Origin of the sequence: Actibacterium sp., assembly GCF_041584535.1 — a bacterium.
GTDB lineage: Bacteria > Pseudomonadota > Alphaproteobacteria > Rhodobacterales > Rhodobacteraceae > Actibacterium_D.
The window spans coordinates 1-17428 of sequence record NZ_JBFHDW010000017.1 but is presented as its reverse complement, the minus strand read 5'-3'; the positions used below and the strand labels follow the sequence as shown (position 1 = coordinate 17428).

The following is a 17428-nucleotide window of genomic DNA, read 5'->3' as shown; positions in this document are numbered from 1 at the left end:
GGGCCGGCCGCGCGCGCGGCCGGACCGAGGCAGTCAGCACCGCATCGCGATTGTCGGTCGTTTCGGCCTCGGTGACGATCTGGGTGCTGGCCTCTGGCGGGGCGGTCGCGACATCGACCGTCGGCGCCGGGGTTGCGGCGTCGGGGCTGGGGGCGGTGACTTCGGCCACGACCTCATCGGGCACGGCCGCCGGGTCTGGCGCCAGCGCCGGCACCGGTGCCACGCGCGGCGCGGGGCGCGGCGGCGCGGTTTCGGTCAGAACGGTGGTGCCTTCGGTTTCAGACGGCGGCGCGGGCGGCGTCGGGCGTTCGTCCACCACTTCGGTGGGCGGCTGCGGCTCGGCGGCCTCGGGCACCGGGTCGGGCTGAACCGGCTCGGGGCGCGCGGTCGGGCGCGGCGACACTTGCGGCGCTTCGGGCTGCGGCACCACGGGCGCTTCGGCGGGCTGGTCGGGCGCGATCGGTGCGGGCGCGACAGCATCGGCGCGCGGGGCCGAGGCCGGTGCGGTCATGGCCTCAAATTCCTCGGTTGTCACCAGCGACACATTCGCCACCTCGACCGGCGGATGCCGCGATGCGCTGAACACCCCGCCCAGCAAGATCCATAGGATCACCAGAGCGTGGCCAATACCCGAGATATAATAGCCCGTTTTCATGGGCGCTGCCTTACCTGCTCTGCCCGTCCAGCGTCGGACCGCCAGTGTCAGTCACCAGCCCGATGTTGCGGAACCCGGCGGCGTTCAGCGCCCCCATGACCTGCATTACCCGCTCATAGGGAATCGCGCCATCGGCACGCAGGAAAATCTTGTCGCTGTCGCGTTCGGCCGCCACCGCCCGCAGCTTGGCGATCAACTGATCCGCCGGGGTTACGGTGGTCTGAATCTGAATGCTGCCATCAGCGGCCAGCGTGATCGTCAGCGGCTCTTCCTGCTCGCTGGGCAGGGCCTGCGCCGCGGTCTTGGGCAATTCGACCGGCACACCCACAGTCAACAGCGGCGCCGCGACCATGAAGATAATCAGCAGCACCAGCATCACGTCGACAAAAGGCGTGACGTTGATCTCGGCCATCGCCGCCGGACGGCCACGCCCGCGGCTGCGGCGACCCTTGCCGCCGCCCTTGCGCTGCATCACCCCCGCGCCCATCGCTCAGGAATCCAGCTGGCGAGACAGGATGGTCGAAAACTCGTCGGCAAAGGCCTCATACCCGCCGATGATCCGGTCGCTATCCGCGGACAACTTGTTATAGAACACCACCGCCGGGATCGCCGCCAACAGGCCTAGGGCCGTCGCCAGCAAGGCCTCGGCGATGCCGGGCGCAACAACGGCCAGATTGGTGTTCTGCTGCAACGCGATCTGTTCAAACGCATGCATGATGCCCCAGACCGTGCCGAACAGGCCGACAAAAGGTGCGGTCGAACCCACCGTCGCCAGAAACGGCAAGCCGCCGCTCAGCGCCTCGGTCTCTTTGGCAATCGCCACATCCATCGAGCGGTCGATCCGCGGCGCGGCGCCGGGGATCAGCCCGCCATCCTGCCGGTGACTGCGCCGCCATTCCATCATCCCGGCCGCGAAAATCCGCTCGGACCCGCCATGCGGATCGGGGCCGATCTGGTCGAACAATTCGTCCAGAGGCTCGCCCGACCAGAACGACGCGTCAAACGCGTCGGCCTGCGCCCGCGACCGGCGATAGGTGATGGTTTTCTGAATGATGATCGCCCAGCTCCAGAACGAAGATGCGATCAGAAGGATCATCACGATCTTGACCGCAAAGGTCGCACGCGCGAACAGCGCCAGCATCGAGAAATCAATCTCCGATGCCATCGCAAGGGTTTCGGTTTCCATAAGCCTGCTCGTTGTTGGGCCGGATTTTCCCGGCTCTGATTAACACCGAGTCTACAATGTTTTAAGAGCGATTGCCAACACATCCGCGTCATCGCGGAAAAGCGCCAAACTTCAGACGATCAATCGGCGAATATCTGCCGGAAGCCGCACCGGTGCGCCCTGCGCGCCGATGGCGACAAGTGTCACCTTGGCCTGAAACAACAGATCAACCCCACGCAAGACCCGCTGTGCCATCTCCATCCGCGCCGGGGTCACGCCGGTGACTTCGGTCTCGACGATCAGTTCATCCTCGAACAAGGCCGGTTTCAGATAATCCGCCTCGACCCGGCGCACGGCAAAGACCACGCCCTGCTCGGCCTTCATCCGGCGTTGATCGATCCCCAGATCGCGGACAAATTCCGAGCGGCCGCGTTCAATGAATTTCAGGTAATTGGCGTAATAGACGATCCCGGCCAGATCGGTGTCCTCGTAATAGACCCGCAGATGCAAACGATGGGTCATAGCCGCCCCACCCGCGCCGCCAGCCGCAGCGCGTGGCTGGCATCCGCCGCCACTGCCGGCATCACCGGATCATAGGCCGCACGGATCACATTGGCGATGTCGGGCCGCAGCACCGTCACCCCGCCCGGCGTCAGCGCCAGCGGGCTGCGCCCGGCAAAGGCGGTGTCGCCCCACAGCAGGATCACCTGCACCATCTGCGCCAGCGCCAGATCCTCGGCCGGCATGGCCGACAGCGCCTCGTCCATCCGCACGAACACAAAGGCCGCCTGAATCGCGCCCGCATCGTCAAAGCGGAAGAACCGATACTGGTTCGCCCCCGCCGCCTTAAGCCGCGCCACCCGCACCGCCAGATCCGGCACCAGCTTGTCCAGATTAGGGGTTTCGATCAGCTCGTCCCAGTCGCGGAAAAAGAACACCATCAGGTTGGCGCCCAGTTCGGGGTCGGTCTCGGCCATCTTGTGCCCGGCCAGCGTCACCACCGCCTCGCAGGCGCCCTTGACCACCTGCAAGGTCGCCTCCTCGACGCCGAACACCACCGGCGCAATCGGGCGGCCCCAGCGGGCGAAAACATAGCTGCCGTCGGCGCGGCTAAAAAGCGGGGAGATCTGTTCAGGCGTCATGGTCTTTTTCTTGGTAAAAATACTCAAGGCGCAGGCATAGAGTTTCCAGCGCTAGCCGTCAAACAGACCGCCCTGCCCCTCGGCCCGAGGCGCGGGCAAGCCCAGATGCGCCCATGTCTTTTGCGTCAGCATCCGGCCGCGCGGCGTGCGCTGGATCATGCCCTGTTGCAGCAGGAACGGCTCGATCACCTCTTCCAGCGCATCGCGGCTTTCCGACAAGGCGGCGCACATGGTTTCCACCCCCACCGGGCCGCCGCCGAAATTCTCGGCGATCATCCGCAGATAGCGCCGGTCGGCCCCATCAAGCCCCAGATGATCGACCCCCAGCCGGGTCAGCGCATTATCCGCGATCTGTTGCGTGATCCGGCCATCGCCATCGACCACGGCGAAGTCCACCACCCGGCGCAGCAGGCGACCAGCGATGCGCGGCGTGCCTCGGGCGCGTTTGGCGATCTCGCGGGCGCCGCCATCCTCGGCGGGAATACCCATCAGCCGGGCGCCGCGGGTGACGATCTTGTGCAGTTCCTCGACCGTATAGAATTGCAGCCGGGTCGGAATACCAAACCGGTCGCGCAGCGGCGTGGTCAGCAGACCCAGCCGCGTCGTCGCGCCGACCAGCGTAAAGGGTTGCAATTCGATCCGGACGGTGCGCGCGGCCGGGCCTTCGCCGATCACAAGGTCCAGTTCGAAATCCTCCATCGCCGGATACAGCACTTCTTCGACCACCGGGTTCAGGCGGTGAATTTCATCGATGAACAGCACATCATTGCGTTCCAGATTGGTCAGGATCGCCGCCAGATCGCCCGCCTTGGCCAGAACCGGCCCCGAGGTCATACGAAAATTCACCCCCAATTCGCGCGCCATGATCTGCGCCAGCGTGGTCTTGCCCAGACCGGGCGGGCCATAGAACAGCGCGTGATCCATCGCCTCGGACCGCATCCGGGCGCTTTCGATGAAGACTTTCAGATTGGCGCGGACCTCGGCCTGACCGATGAAATCGTCCAGCTGTTGCGGCCGCAGGGCGCGGTCGGCGTCTTCGGGGCGGGCATCGGGGCGCAGGGTCGGGTCGGGTTCGGTCATCGCTTACCCTTTCGGCGCCAGCAGTTTCAGCGCGGCGCGGATCAGCGACGGCGTGTCGGCCTCGGGCAGATCGCCCGCCGCTGTCGCCACGGCCTGCGCCGCCTCGGAGGGGCCATAGCCCAGATTGGCCAGTGCCGACATCGCCTCGGCCTGTGCGGTGGCGGTGGCCGGGGGCATGGGTTTGCGCGCCGGTGCCGGGGTGGTGGTCTCGATCACCTCGCCCGCGTCATCCGCTGGCAGGCCCGCCATCGCCGCAGGCAGGCTGGCGCCCATTGCCATCACGGCGGGCGCCTTATCTTTCAATTCCATCACCACGCGCTGCGCGATCTTGGGGCCGATCCCCGGCGCGGCCTTCAGCGCCGCCCAGTCGCCCAGCGCCAGCGCCCGGCTGACCCCGTCAGGCCCCAAAGTGCCCAGAATTGCCATCGCCGCCTTGGCACCAATGCCCTGAACGCTGATCAGCAGCCGGTGCCATTCCTTTTCCAAAAGCGTTGGGAAACCAAAGAGTTGCAGCAGGTCTTCGCGCACCAACAGCTCGGTATACAGCGCCACAGCCTCGCCCACGCGGGGCAGTCCGGCCAGCGTCCGATCCGAGACATAGACAATATAGCCCACGCCGCGCACGTCGATCAGCACATGGTCGGTGCCGCGATAGTCCAGACGTCCGGAAACCTTGCCGATCATGACGCGCGCCTCACCGCCTCGGCCAGCCGCCCGGCGCTGCGGGCGTGATGGGCATGACACAGCGCGATCGCCAATGCGTCGGCCGCGTCGGGCCCGGCGATGTTCACCCCCGGCAATTGCAGGCGCACCATGTGATCGACCTGTTTCTTGTCGGCATGACCGACGCCGACCACGCATTTCTTGACCGCATTGGGGGCGTATTCGCCGACGCTGAGGCCCGCCTGCGCCGGAACCAGCAGCGCAATCGCCCGCGCCTGCCCCAGCTTCAGCGTCGCCACCGCATCCTTGTTGACGAAGGTCTGTTCAACCGCCGCCGTGTCGGGCGCATGATCCGCGATCACCTGCGATAATTGCATATGCAGCGACAGCAGGCGCTGCGCCAGATCATCGCCGGTTGAATGACAAATCCCGTTGGCAACATGCGAGATGCGCGACCCGTTCACGTCGATCACGCCCCAGCCCATATTGCGAAGTCCCGGGTCCACTCCCAACACACGCATGCTCGCCCCGTTTCTTTTCTTTTCGTTCCGTCCTGACTAGCACGAAAAGTGAACATCCGCCAGCGCGAATGCGCCCTTGGGCGGTTTCGCATCCGGTCCGGGGGTCAAAACAAACCCCTCGCTTCGGCGGGAAACGAGGGGGAATCGGGGTATTATTGGTGGCGGCCAAGCCGCGCGTGTGCGGTCCGGCTTAGACCGGGCTTTTGGTCAGGTCGTCCAGCAGTTCCGACAGCCAGCGCGTCACCATATCGGGACCCATGATATAGGCGCTGATCGCCTCGACCCGCGAGCCGCTTTCAAGCCGGGCCACGCGTTCGGTATAATCGGTTTCGCCCAGATACATCATCAGACCCGCCTTCAGCATCATGCCGGTGGCAATCAGCAAAACGACCGGACGGAACAGACTGATCTGGCGGGCCGGGCGCACATAATGAGACCGACCCAGCGTGCCAGCGGCCTCGAAACCTCGGCCACGGCGGTGCGCGCGCTCAACCCGACGCACGCGACCATAAAAATCATCATAAAGCGGGTCAGACATTACTCAAACTCCTGACACGCCCCCACACCAAGGCATTTATGGGGTCTAATCGTGGCAAAAATAAGGCAATTACCTCAGCGCTTTACGAGACAAAAGGTCGTCCAGTCGCCGATTTGTTCCTTGCTGTGAACAATAAAGCCGCTATCGGCATAAGCTTGCTCAACCTGATCGGCCTGCGGGTTCAGGATGCCCGACAGAATCGCATATCCACCCGATTTGACATGGGCCGCCATGTCGGGGGCCAGCGCCACAAGCGGGCCCTTCAGGATGTTGGCAAACACCAGATCAAAGGGGGCTGCGGCGTGCAGGGTGTCGTGTTCGAACCCGGCGGCCTCAAGACAGATCACACGGCCCGTCAGGTCGTTGCAGGCGACATTGGCCTCGGCCACTTCGACCGCGACCGCGTCGATGTCGCTGGCCAGAACCGGGTTCGGCCAGATCCGCGCCGCCGCCATTGCCAGCACCGCGGTGCCACAGCCGATATCAGCGACATTCTGACCGACAAAGCCGTCCGAGGCCAGCTTGTCCAGCGCCCGCAGACAGCCCAGCGTGGTGCCGTGATGGCCGGTGCCGAATGCCATCGCCGCCTCGATCAGCAGCGCCACCTTGTCGGCGGGCACATTGTCGGCGTCATGGCTGCCATAGACAAAGAACCGCCCGGCCTGAACCGGCGACAATTCGCGTTTGACCTTGGCGACCCAGTCGATGTCCGGCAGTTCCGAGACGGTAAAATCGCGGGCGCCGTGCATCTTGGCCAACAGCGCCAGACCGGCCAGATCGGGCTGTTCGGTGAAATAGCCGCCGACCTCCCACAGGCCGGAATCGTCCTCAATCTCGAACACGCCGACGCCGGTCGGTTCGGGGATCAGATCCTCCATCGCTTCGCCCAGGGCTTCGGCGGGGGCTTTTCCGGGCAAGGTGGTCAGAGCGGTAAAGGTGGGCATGGCGGTCTCCGGACTGTCGGTTTGTTCCTGCGCCTAGGCCTCTGGCGCGGGTTGGTCAAGCTCTGCCAGAACCTGCGTCACCATCTGGTCAACGGTTTGGGTCGCATCAACGCGGATCACCGGGCATGGCAGGCGCGACAGCCATGCCTCGTGCACGCGGCGGGTGCGGCCGGTAAAGGTCGGGTCCTCGTATTGCATCGCCCAGTCCAGAAAACTGGCAAAGGCGGCTTCACGCGGACCGCCGGGTTCGATCTCGGCGCCATAGCGGCGGCGCTCGCGGGCGCGCAGCCGGGCCAGCCGCATGCCAGCCGGCATATCCAGAAACACCACATGGGTCAGGCGCGGGATCAGCACATCGCCCCAGCCGACGAACGAGCCGGACAAGATCCAATCGCGCCGGGGCACGAAGACATCGTTCATCAGCTCGATCCGGTCGCGCACCGGGCGTTTGCTTTGGAACGGCGGGTCCGAGGGCCGCCAATAGAAATCATCGGTGTCAAAGGCCTGAGTCGCAATCCTTGACGCCAGCGCCCGCGCCAGCGTCGACGTGCCGGAACCGCTTGCCCCCAGGACGTGAATTCTTCGGCCTTTTGTCACCGGCTTACACCCCGGTCCCGATCGGGCAACTGACCCCGGTGCCGCCAAGGCCGCAATAGCCGTTGGGATTCTTGGCCAGATATTGCTGGTGATAGTCCTCGGCGTAATAGAACGGCCCGGCGGCGGCGATCTCGGTGGTGATATATCCCATCCGCGCCCGCATCAGCCGGTGCTGGAACAAGGCGCGGCTGGCCTCGGCGCGGGCCAGTTGCTCGTCACCATAGGTGTAGATGGCCGAGCGGTATTGCGTGCCGCGATCATTGCCCTGCCGCATGCCCTGAGTCGGATCATGGCCTTCCCAGAACACCCGCAGCAGATCGTCATAGCTGACCTGCGCCGGGTCATAGATCACCCGCACCACCTCGGTATGGCCGGTGCGACCCGAGCAGACCTCGTCATAGGTCGGGTTGGGGGTGAAACCGCCGGCATATCCGGCCATGGTCAGCCACACGCCCGACACCTGCCAGAACAGCCGCTCAACCCCCCAGAAACAGCCCATGGCGAACACCGCCTCGGCCATGCCCTCGGGGACGGGCGATTTCAGCGGCCGGGGCCAGATGAAATGCTCTTGTGCAGTGGGGATCGGGGTGTCGCGCCCCGGCAAGGCCGCGTCCCGTTCGATCATTTCCAAGGTCTTTGACAGTCCGAACATGCATACCTCCCTGACCGGTTCAGTTCGGAATATAGGTCACCGGCGGCGCAAACCTAGCCAATCCGTGCTGGACGTAAACGCGAAAATACCGTTTCGGCCCCCGGTTCGGGGTGTCGCGGGATCAAAAGAGCGAGACCAAGCGACACACTTGCCATAACTGCTGCAAGAACGAACACCGCTGCCGGAGATTTAATCCAAAGATAACCCAGAACCGCCGGCAGGAACACCGCCGCGATATGGTTGATGGTAAAGGCAACGGCGGCAGTCGGGGCAATATCGCCCGGATCGGCGATTTTCTGGAAATAGGTTTTCAGCGCGAAAGCCAGCGCGAACAGCATGTGGTCGATCACATAAAGCGTCGCCGCAAGGATCACACCCCAGCTGAAATAATAGATGCCGCCATAGGCCAGAAACACGACGATCAGGCCGATATATTCAAAGCTAAGAACCCGCCGTTCGCCCCATTTGCCCAGCGCCTGCCCCATCAGCGGCGCGAACACCATGTTGGCGACAAAGTTGATCAGGAACAGCGCCGTGACCTCGTGCACATCAAAGCCGAATTTCTCGACCATCATGAAGGCGGCGAAGACCACGAAAATCTGCCGCCGCGCCCCGGCCATCAGTTGCAGCGCGTAATACAGCCAATAGCGGCGCCGCAGCACCATTTTCTTGACCTGCGGATGCGGAGATTCGAATTGCGGAAAGGCCAGAATGCAGAAGGCGACAATCGCCAGGCTGACCCCGCCCGAGACCAGATAGACGAAATTATACGACAGATCGAACGCCCGCCAGCCGATCACCAGCAACCCGTAAGCCACCAGCGACGCGGCCGAGCCCGCCGCCACCAGCCAGCCCAGAACCTGCGGCGCCCGCGCCCGGTCGATCCATTGCAGTTGCAGCGACTGGTTGACGGTCTCGTAATAATGAAACCCGATCGAACTGAGCATGGTGATAACCAGAATGCCGCCGAAGGACGGGAACCACGCGGTCACCGCCGTTGCCGCCGCCAGCAGCGCCAGCGCGATCAGGCCCAGCACCTGTTCGCGGATAAAGATGATCAGCGCAATCACCCCCACCGCCAGAAACCCCGGAACTTCGCGCACCGAATGCAGCCAGCCGATCTCGACCCCGGTAAAGCCCGCGACCTCGATGACGAAATTGTTCAGCAGCGCGTTCCATGTCGCAAAGGCCAGCGGCATGGCAATCGCCATCAACAACAGCAAAACCACCGGCTGACGCCAGCGCGGCAGAGTTGCGATCTGATCCATATGCACGATCCTGAACATGCTTTTCCGATATGCCGATGCGCCCGGCTTGGCGAGGGGAAATTCGTCATGCCGGCCGAGTTTCCCCGCCTGATCTGAATCAATGTTCAAAAGCTGCACCTCTGGCATACATATTCAAGTTTTGCAGTATGGGAATACAGGGCATGGACATTCTGGGTGTCGTGGAATGGGCAGGCGAAGCCCGTGCGGCGGCTTTGTTCGGGCTGATCACCGGCATTATCTTCGGCGTCGCGGCACAACGGTCATCGTTCTGCCTGCGCGCGGCGACGGTCGAATTCGCCCGTGGCCAGTTGGGGCGGCGGGTGTCGGTGTGGTTGCTGACATTCTCGACCGCCGTTGTCTGGGTGCAGGGCGCGCAATTGCTGGGGCTGATGCGGTCCGAGGACGCCCGGATGATGGCCGTCACCGGCAGTTGGTCCGGCGCGATCATCGGCGGGCTGGTATTTGGCGTCGGCATGGTGCTGGCGCGCGGCTGTTCGGGGCGGCTTTTGGTTCTGGCGGCGACGGGCAACCTGCGTTCCGTGGTGTCGGGGCTGATCTTTGCCGTGGTCGCTCAGATGAGCCTGCACGGCTGGCTGTCACCGCTGCGCAACCGGCTGGCGGCGCTTTGGACCACCAGTGGCGGGCGCAACGTCAACCTGATCGACGCGCTGCATTTACCGGCAGCGACCGGTCTGGTTCTGGGTCTGGCGGTGGCGGCGCTGGCGCTGGTGCTGTCCTATAAGAACCGCATCGGGCCACGGGTGCTGATCTTTGCCTCGGGCGTCGGATTTGCCGTCGCGGTGGGTTGGGTTCTGACCTATGGGCTGGCGCAGGTCAGCTTTGAGCCGGTGCAGATCGAAAGCGCCACCTTCACCGGCCCCTCGGCCAACACATTGATGTTCTTCCTCAAGGAAAACCCGGTTCTGGAATTCGATGTCGGGCTGGTGCCGGGCGTGTTCATTGGTGCTTTTGTCGCTGCCGCCTTGGCGCGTGAGTTGAAATTTCAAGGCTTTCAGGACGCCGACAACATGAAGCGGTCGATGCTGGGCGCGACGCTGATGGGCTTTGGCGGGATGCTGGCCGGGGGCTGTGCCATCGGTGCCGGGGTGACCGGCGGGTCGATCTTTGTCGCGACCGCATGGCTGGCGCTGTTTTGCATGTGGATCGGCGCGATGGCCACGGATTTTCTGGTCGATCAGGTCGGCGCGCGCCGGGCGGCGGCCTAGTAAAAGCTCTGCGGATCTATGTCGATCTGTAGCCGCAGATTGTTGGGCAACCGAACCTGCGCAACCCAATCGCGCAACGCCGCTTGCAAGGGCGCGGTCTTGTCGGCCTTGACCAGCAGCCGCACCCGGTGACGGCCACGAATACGGGCAATCGGCGCCGGGGCCGGCCCATAGACCTGCGCCCCGATCCGCCGCAGCGGCCCATCCAGCCGCGCCAGTTCGCCGCCCAGATCGAACACCGCCTGCAAGTCGGGCGAGGACAGCACGATCCCGGCCATCCGGCCATAGGGCGGCACGCCGGCCATCTTGCGCTCGGCCGCTTCGGCGCGCCAAAACCCCTCTTCATCCCCCGAAAGGATCGCCCGGATCACCGGGTGTTCGGGCTGAAAGGTCTGCAACAGCGCCAGCCCCGGCTTTTCCGCCCGGCCAGCGCGGCCCGCCACCTGCCGCATCAGTTGAAACGTGCGCTCGGCCGCGCGCAGGTCTGATCCCTGAAGGCCCAGATCGGCGTCGATCACCCCCACCAGTGTCAGCAGCGGAAAGTTATGCCCTTTGGCCACCAGTTGCGTGCCGATGATGATGTCGGCGGCACCTTGGGCGATGGCGAGGATCTGATCCTTCAGCGCCCGGGCCGAGCCGAACAGGTCAGACGACAACACCGCCACCCGCGCGTCGGGGAACACTTCGGCCACCTCTTCGGCCAGACGCTCGACCCCCGGACCGACCGGGGCCAGCTTGCCTTCGACACCGCAGGACGGACAGGCCTCGGGGATCGGTTTGGTCTCGCCGCATTGGTGGCAGACAAGGCGTTTCTGAAACCGGTGCTCGACCATGCGGGCGTCGCAATGATCACAGCCGATCTGATGCCCGCAGGCCCGGCAGATCGTCACCGGCGCATAGCCACGGCGATTGAGGAACAGTAAGGATTGCTCACCCGCTGCCACGCGTGTTCGCACCGCCGACGCCAGACTGGGCGAGATCCAGCGGCTGCCGGGCAGGTCTTCGGCCCGCATGTCGATCGCCCGCATTTCGGGCAGAACCGCCGCGCCGAACCGCGCGGTCAGATCAAGGCGGCGATATTTCCCGGCCTCGACATTGGCCCAGCTTTCAAGGCTGGGCGTGGCCGAGGCCAGCACCACCTGCGCCGCCGCGAAGGACGCCCGCAGCACCGCCATGTCGCGGGCGTTATAGAGGGCGCCGTCCTCTTGTTTATACGAGCTGTCATGTTCCTCATCGACGACGATCAGCCCCAGATCGCGGAACGGCAGGAACAGCGCCGAGCGCGCGCCCACCACCACTTGCGCCCCGCCCTGCCCGACCATTTTCCAGCAGCGGCGGCGCTCGGTCATGGTGACGCCGGAATGCCATTCAGCGGGCTTGGCACCAAAGCGGGCCTCGACGCGGGTCAGGAATTCGGCGGTCAGGGCGATTTCCGGCAGCAAGACCAGCGCCTGCCGCCCCTGCGCCAGACATTCGGCCACGGCCTCAAGATAGACCTCGGTCTTGCCCGATCCGGTGACGCCTTTCAGCAAGGTCACCCCGAACGCCCCGCCCCTGACCCCGTCGCGCAGCGCGTCCGAGGCCGTGGCCTGATCGCCGGTCAGCGCCTTGCCGGACCGCAGGGGATCAAGCCGTGGATAAGGCAGATCGCGCGGCGCGTCCTCTTCCGACACCACGCCCTGCTTGACCAGCCCCTTGATCACCGATGTGGACACCCCGGCCTGTTCGGCCAGTTCGCCCAAAGTGAACGACAGCCCGCCATAGGCCTGCAACACCTCAAGCACCCGGCGGCGGGCATCGGTCTGGCGGTCGGGGTCACCATGGCCCAGCCGATACACCTTGCGCATCGACTCTCCACCGCCCAACCCCGGCGCCCGCGTCGCCAGCCTGAGCATCGCCGACAGTGGTGTGATGGTGTAATCGGCGGCGCGGATCAGAAAGCTGCGCATCTCGTCGCGCATCGGCGCCACGTCCAGCACCCGGTTCACCGGCCGCACCTTGGCCAGATCATAGCCGCCCTGCCCCGGCCCCCAGACCACACCGATCACTTTGCGCGGCCCCAACGGCACCTCGACAAACGCGCCCAGCGCACAACCGCCTTCGGGTGCCAGATAATCCAGCACCCGGTCTAGGGGTTGAGCGGTCAGAACGCCCACCAAAGCACCGTGATCGAAGAAGTCGGTCATTGCCCTCGCCATGCCGTCACAGGGGGTTTCCGGCACCCTAGTCATGCGCTATCACAAGCGCAAACAGCCTTAGCAATCTGATGGACCGCAGTTATGAAATTCTTTGTAGATACCGCCGATGTCGCCGCCATCGCCGAACTGAACGATCTGGGCATGGTCGACGGTGTGACCACCAACCCCTCGATCATCATGAAATCCGGCCGTGACATCATCGAAGTCACCAAGGAAATCTGCGACATGATCGACGGCCCGGTTTCGGCCGAGGTCATCGCCACCGAAGCCGACGCCATGATCGCCGAAGGCCGCAAGCTGGCGCAGATCGCGCCGAACATCTGCATCAAGGTGCCGCTGACCTGGGACGGGCTGAAGGCCTGTAAGGTTCTGTCGGACGAAGGTAACAAGCTGAACGTGACACTGTGCTTCTCGGCCAACCAAGCACTGCTGGCCGCCAAGGCCGGGGCCACGTTCATCTCGCCGTTCATCGGCCGTCTGGACGACATCAACCTCGATGGCATGGACCTGATCGCTGACATCCGCACCATTTACGACAATTACGGCTTCGAGACCCAGATCCTTGCCGCCTCGATCCGCAACGTGAACCACATGAAAGACGCCGCCCTGATCGGCGCCGACGTGGCCACCGCGCCGCCGTCGGTCATCAAGGCGATGGCCAACCACGTTCTGACCGACAAGGGTCTTGAGGCCTTCCTGAAAGATTGGGAAAAAACAGGGCAGAAAATTCTCTGACTTTCGTGTAAAGTCCCGGCAAAAGAACAAAACGAGGCACGAGGCATGAGCAGCTCCGCCCTGACCGGAACCAATTTGCGCGACCAGATCATCGCGGACCCCGATGTCATTCTCGAGGACCGCGACCTGATGCGCGCGCTGATCGCCGCCAATGACAAGGCGCTTGGCACCAATGTCGTCGATCTGCGCGGCGTGGCGATGGAACGGCTGGAAGCCCGGCTTGAGCGGTTGGAGGACACCCACCGCTCTGTCATCGCGGCGGCTTATGACAATCTGGCCGGCACAAATCAGGTGCACCGCGCGGTTCTGGCGCTGCTGGACCCGGTCGATTTCCCCAGCTTCCTCAAGGTTCTGGGCACCGATGTCGCTGAAATCCTGCGGGTGGCGCGCATCCAGTTGGTGCTGGAATCCGCCGAAGGCACCGACCCGGCGCTTGAGAAACTGGGCGATGTGCTGCGGGTGACGGAACCGGGCTATATCGCTGACTACCTTTCCCGTGGCCGCGACACCTCGGGCCGCATTGTGACGCTGCGCCAGATGCAGCCGCAGGATGACCGGATCTATGGTGAAGCCACCAGCTGGGTCCGCTCTGAGGCGCTGTTGAAACTGGATTTCGGCGCCGGGCGGCAAACCGGCCTGCTGGCCATGGGGTCTGAAGACCCGCACCAGTTTTCACCAGCGCAGGGCACCGATCTGCTCAGCTTTTTCGCCGGTGTGTTCGAGCGCGCAATGCGCCGCTGGATCGCGTGACGCTGGCGGCAACGCCCGCCGCACGGCAAGCGCTGGCCGATTGGCTGGCGCAGGAAAAGGCGCTGAACGACGCCGCCGACAACACCCTGAAAGCCTATGCCGCCGATGTCAGCGGCTTTCTGGCGTTTCTGGCCCTGCATCTGGGCGCCCCCGCCACCCCGCGCGACCTTGGCCGGATCGGCCTGTCCGAAATGCGCGCCTGGATGGCGCATGAACGCGCCCGCGGCGTTGCGCCCCGATCGCTGGCGCGGGCGCTGTCGGCGGTCAAGAATTTCTACCGCTGGCTGGCGCGCCGCGACGGGTTCGATGCCACGGCGGTGCTGTCGGTGCGCTCGCCGAAATTCCAGCGCAAACTGCCGCGCCCACTGGCGCAGGACGCCGCCAAGGCGATGATCGGCACGGTCGAGCTGCAATCGGAAAACCCATGGATTTCCGCCCGCGATGTGGCGGTGGTGACGCTGCTATACGGCTGCGGGTTGCGGATATCCGAGGCCCTTGGCCTGACCGGCGCCGACGCCCCGCTGCCCGATGCGCTGCGGATCAAAGGCAAGGGCAGTAAGGAACGGATGGTGCCGGTGCTGCCCGCGGCCAAAACCGCTGTCGACAGCTATCGCCAGCTTTGCCCCTATGACCTGGCCGCGAAGGGCCCGCTGTTTCGCGGCGCCCGCGGCGGGCCGCTGAACCCGCGGCTGATCTCGGGCGTGATGGCGCGCGCCCGGCTGCAACTGGGCCTGCCCGACAGCGCCACGCCGCACGCGATGCGGCACAGCTTTGCCACGCATCTGCTGAACGCAGGTGGCGATCTGAGGGCAATTCAGGAATTGCTGGGCCATGCGTCGCTGTCGACAACCCAGGCCTATACCGCCGTCGACACCGCCCGCCTGATGGAGGTCTATGACAAGGCCCACCCCAAAGCGGTCAATCGCTAATACTTGATTAAATTGCGGCGCGTTCCGCGCCACGCCCCGATCTCGCCGCCCCTGATCGGGGCGGCTCGGGATTTGAGTATTTGGACCAAGAAAAGACTGGCTGCTTTTTCTTGGTCTTAAATACTCTCGCCGAAGGCGGTCCTCAGCCGAGGGCCTCGTTACAGCGATGGCAGGTGCCGGGGTGGCTGTGGGTGCCGACATCGGGCAGGATTTTCCAGCAGCGCTGACATTTCTCGCCATCAGCGGTTTCGAACACCACACCGACGCCGGGCACTTCCGGCAGGCGGAAGGCTTCGGAGGGGCTGGGGTCCTTGGTGACGACGATCCCCGAGGTGATGCAGATATCGGCGAAATCGACCGATTTCAGCGCCGCCAGAATATCGGCGTCCTGCACATGCACCACCGGCGCGGCCTCTAGCGAGGCGCCGATCACCTTGTCGCGGCGCTGGATTTCCAGCGCGGCTGTGACGGCGCGGCGCACCTGTCGGATACCCGCCCATTTCTGGGCCAGCGGTTCGTCCAGCCAATCGGCCGGCGTGTCGGGGATATCGGTCAGGTGGACCGAGTTTCCGTCGCCCGGGAAGCGTTCCAGCCAGACCTCTTCCATGGTGAACACCAGCACCGGTGCCAGCCATGTGGTCAGGCGGTGGAACAGGATGTCCAGCACCGTCCGGGACGAGCGCGCAGTCAGGCTGTCGGCCGGATCGCAATACAGCGCATCCTTGCGGATGTCGAAATAGAAGCTCGACAATTCGACCGTGCAGAAGTTGAACAGCGCCTGGAATACGCCCTGGAAATCATAGGCGGTATAGCCGGTGCGGACCTTATGATCCAATTCGGCCAGACGGTGCAGAACCCAACGCTCCAGCTCTGGCATATCCGCCGGATCGACCGCTTGCGCCGCGTCATAGCCGGACAGCGCGCCCAGCATATAGCGCATGGTGTTGCGCAGGCGGCGATAGCTGTCGGCCACGCCTTTCAGGATCTCGGGACCGATGCGCTGATCGTTGGTATAATCGGTCTGGGCTACCCACAGGCGCAGGATATCGGCACCGTATTGTTTGATAACCTCTTCGGGCACGATGGTATTGCCCAAGGATTTGGACATCTTGTTGCCCTTCTCGTCCAGCGTGAACCCGTGGGTCAGCACGCCGCGATAGGGCGCGCGGCCTTTGGTGCCGCAGGCCTGAAGCATCGAGGAATGGAACCAGCCGCGATGCTGGTCGGTGCCTTCCAGATACAGGTCAGCGATACCATCGGGGGCGCCATCGGCGCGGTCGCGCAGCACGAAAGCGTGGGTCGAGCCACTGTCGAACCACACGTCCAGCACGTCGAACACCTGTTCATAGTCGTCGGCGTTATACTCGTTGCCAAGGAAGCGCTCTTTCGCGCCTTCGGCATACCAGCAATCGGCGCCGTCGGCCTCGAACGCGGCGGTGATGCGGGCATTGACCGCCGGATCGCGCAGAAGGAAGTCGTCATCCGTGGGCAGCGCGCCCTTTTTGGTGAAGCAAGTCAGCGGCACGCCCCATGCGCGCTGGCGCGACAGCACCCAGTCCGGGCGGCTTTCGATCATCGAATAGATGCGGTTGCGGCCGGTTTGCGGCGTCCATTTCACCAGCTTGTCGATGCTGGTCAGGGCGCGTTCGCGGATGGTCTTGCCATAGGTGTCCTGACCGTCGCCAACCGGGCGGTCGACGCTGGCGAACCATTGCGGCGTGTTGCGGAAGATGATCGGCGCTTTCGAGCGCCAGCTATGCGGATAGCTGTGCTTGACCCGGCCACGGGCGATCAGGCCGCCGGCCTCGACCAGCTTAGCGATCACGGCGGTGTTCGCTTTGCCTTCCTTGCCCTTGCGGTCAAAGACCTGAAGCCCGGCAAAGAACGGCACATGCGGCAGGAACTCGGATTCCTCGCCGACGTTGTGGGTCATCCGGTCCATCCAGTTGCGCTTGACGAAGCAATCATAGTCGTCGGCACCGTGGCTGGGCGCGGTATGCACGAAACCTGTGCCAGCGTCGTCGGTCACATGGTCGCCGTCGATCATCGGCACGTCGTAATCCCAGAAACCGTCGGCGCCTTCGAGGCCGTTGAACGGGTGTTTCAGAACGGCGCCTTCGAACTCAACCGCATCAACGGTTCGCATCCGGGTGAACTGCGTCACGCGCGACTTGGTCAGCGCGTCCTCGGCCAGAGCGTCGGCAAAGATATAAAAGTCACCGGGCTTGGTCCAGCTTTCCTCTTCGGTCGCATCAACGCGGTAGAGACCATAGGCGATCTTGGGGTTATAGGCGACAGCCTTGTTCGAGGGGATCGTCCAGGGCGTGGTGGTCCAGATAACTACGCGAGCGCTCTCGAGCGGGGT

Annotated in this window: 18 protein-coding genes and 1 pseudogene; 4 read left to right on the top strand and 15 right to left on the bottom strand. The window is 64.2% G+C overall.

Annotated elements, in window-relative coordinates:
* From ABYW26_RS01800 to ABYW26_RS01740, 13 genes and pseudogenes are all read right to left on the bottom strand, one after another.
* Positions 1–655, bottom strand: a pseudogene (locus tag ABYW26_RS01800) (hypothetical protein); the annotation flags it as partial.
* Positions 656–665: 10 nt separating this feature from the next.
* Positions 666–1142 carry a protein TolR gene (tolR, locus tag ABYW26_RS01795; RefSeq protein ID WP_372603007.1) on the bottom strand — a complete coding sequence of 159 codons (477 nt, stop codon included), beginning with the start codon at positions 1140–1142 and terminating at the stop codon, positions 666–668.
* A gap of 3 nt (positions 1143–1145) precedes the next feature.
* On the bottom strand, positions 1146–1841 hold the full coding sequence (tolQ, locus tag ABYW26_RS01790) for a protein TolQ (RefSeq protein WP_372603006.1): 696 nt from the start codon (positions 1839–1841) through the stop codon (positions 1146–1148).
* Between the two features lie 111 nt (positions 1842–1952).
* Positions 1953–2342 carry a tol-pal system-associated acyl-CoA thioesterase gene (ybgC, locus tag ABYW26_RS01785; protein ID WP_372603005.1) on the bottom strand — a complete coding sequence of 130 codons (390 nt, stop codon included), beginning with the start codon at positions 2340–2342 and terminating at the stop codon, positions 1953–1955.
* Positions 2339–2962, bottom strand: coding sequence for a hypothetical protein (locus tag ABYW26_RS01780; protein ID WP_372603009.1), 624 nt, complete (start codon positions 2960–2962; stop codon positions 2339–2341). The genes ybgC and ABYW26_RS01780 overlap by 4 nt, the downstream gene beginning before the upstream one ends.
* A 51-nt stretch (positions 2963–3013) precedes the next feature.
* Positions 3014–4042, bottom strand: coding sequence for a Holliday junction branch migration DNA helicase RuvB (gene ruvB / locus ABYW26_RS01775; protein WP_372603003.1), 1029 nt, complete (start codon positions 4040–4042; stop codon positions 3014–3016).
* Positions 4043–4045: 3 nt separating this feature from the next.
* Complete coding sequence (gene ruvA / locus ABYW26_RS01770; RefSeq protein ID WP_372603002.1) at positions 4046–4726, bottom strand: Holliday junction branch migration protein RuvA; 681 nt, start codon at positions 4724–4726, stop codon at positions 4046–4048.
* Positions 4723–5226 (bottom strand): crossover junction endodeoxyribonuclease RuvC, encoded by a 504-nt coding sequence (gene ruvC / locus ABYW26_RS01765; protein WP_372603000.1) that lies wholly within the window; start codon positions 5224–5226, stop codon positions 4723–4725. The genes ruvA and ruvC overlap by 4 nt, the downstream gene beginning before the upstream one ends.
* A 190-nt stretch (positions 5227–5416) precedes the next feature.
* Positions 5417–5764 carry a hypothetical protein gene (locus ABYW26_RS01760; RefSeq protein WP_372602998.1) on the bottom strand — a complete coding sequence of 116 codons (348 nt, stop codon included), beginning with the start codon at positions 5762–5764 and terminating at the stop codon, positions 5417–5419.
* Positions 5765–5838: 74 nt separating this feature from the next.
* Positions 5839–6708 (bottom strand): 50S ribosomal protein L11 methyltransferase, encoded by an 870-nt coding sequence (locus ABYW26_RS01755; RefSeq protein ID WP_372602997.1) that lies wholly within the window; start codon positions 6706–6708, stop codon positions 5839–5841.
* 33 nt (positions 6709–6741) lie between these two features.
* The gene (locus ABYW26_RS01750; protein WP_372602996.1) at positions 6742–7305 is read right to left on the bottom strand and encodes an adenylate kinase; all 564 of its coding nucleotides are present in this window, start codon (positions 7303–7305) and stop codon (positions 6742–6744) included.
* A 4-nt stretch (positions 7306–7309) separates the two neighbouring features.
* On the bottom strand, positions 7310–7957 hold the full coding sequence (msrA, locus tag ABYW26_RS01745) for a peptide-methionine (S)-S-oxide reductase MsrA (RefSeq protein WP_372602995.1): 648 nt from the start codon (positions 7955–7957) through the stop codon (positions 7310–7312).
* A gap of 53 nt (positions 7958–8010) precedes the next feature.
* On the bottom strand, positions 8011–9243 hold the full coding sequence (locus tag ABYW26_RS01740; protein ID WP_372602993.1) for an MFS transporter: 1233 nt from the start codon (positions 9241–9243) through the stop codon (positions 8011–8013).
* Between the two features lie 143 nt (positions 9244–9386).
* Here ABYW26_RS01740 and ABYW26_RS01735 point away from each other — a divergent pair, with 143 nt between their 5' ends.
* Positions 9387–10451 carry a YeeE/YedE family protein gene (locus ABYW26_RS01735; protein WP_372602992.1) on the top strand — a complete coding sequence of 355 codons (1065 nt, stop codon included), beginning with the start codon at positions 9387–9389 and terminating at the stop codon, positions 10449–10451.
* Here the strand turns inward: ABYW26_RS01735 and ABYW26_RS01730 are convergent.
* Positions 10448–12637, bottom strand: a complete 2190-nt coding sequence (locus ABYW26_RS01730) for a primosomal protein N' (RefSeq protein WP_372602990.1) — start codon at positions 12635–12637, stop codon at positions 10448–10450. The two genes, ABYW26_RS01735 and ABYW26_RS01730, sit on opposite strands and share 4 nt — an antisense overlap.
* 93 nt (positions 12638–12730) lie before the next feature.
* On the opposite strand from ABYW26_RS01730, the gene fsa reads away from it, so the two are divergent.
* From fsa to ABYW26_RS01715, 3 genes are read left to right on the top strand one after another with little or no spacing between them, the layout of a single operon-like run.
* A complete protein-coding gene (gene fsa / locus ABYW26_RS01725; protein ID WP_372602989.1) occupies positions 12731–13384 on the top strand; it encodes a fructose-6-phosphate aldolase in 654 nt (217 codons plus the stop codon).
* 45 nt (positions 13385–13429) lie between these two features.
* On the top strand, positions 13430–14134 hold the full coding sequence (locus ABYW26_RS01720; RefSeq protein ID WP_372602988.1) for a DUF484 family protein: 705 nt from the start codon (positions 13430–13432) through the stop codon (positions 14132–14134).
* Positions 14131–15063, top strand: a complete 933-nt coding sequence (locus ABYW26_RS01715; protein ID WP_372602987.1) for a tyrosine recombinase XerC — start codon at positions 14131–14133, stop codon at positions 15061–15063. Before ABYW26_RS01720 ends, ABYW26_RS01715 begins: the two co-directional genes overlap by 4 nt.
* Before the next feature lie 142 nt (positions 15064–15205).
* Here ABYW26_RS01715 and ABYW26_RS01710 read toward each other — a convergent pair.
* Positions 15206–17428, bottom strand: a 2223-nt coding sequence (locus ABYW26_RS01710; RefSeq protein WP_372602985.1) for an isoleucine--tRNA ligase, incomplete at its 5' end; no start/stop codon positions are given.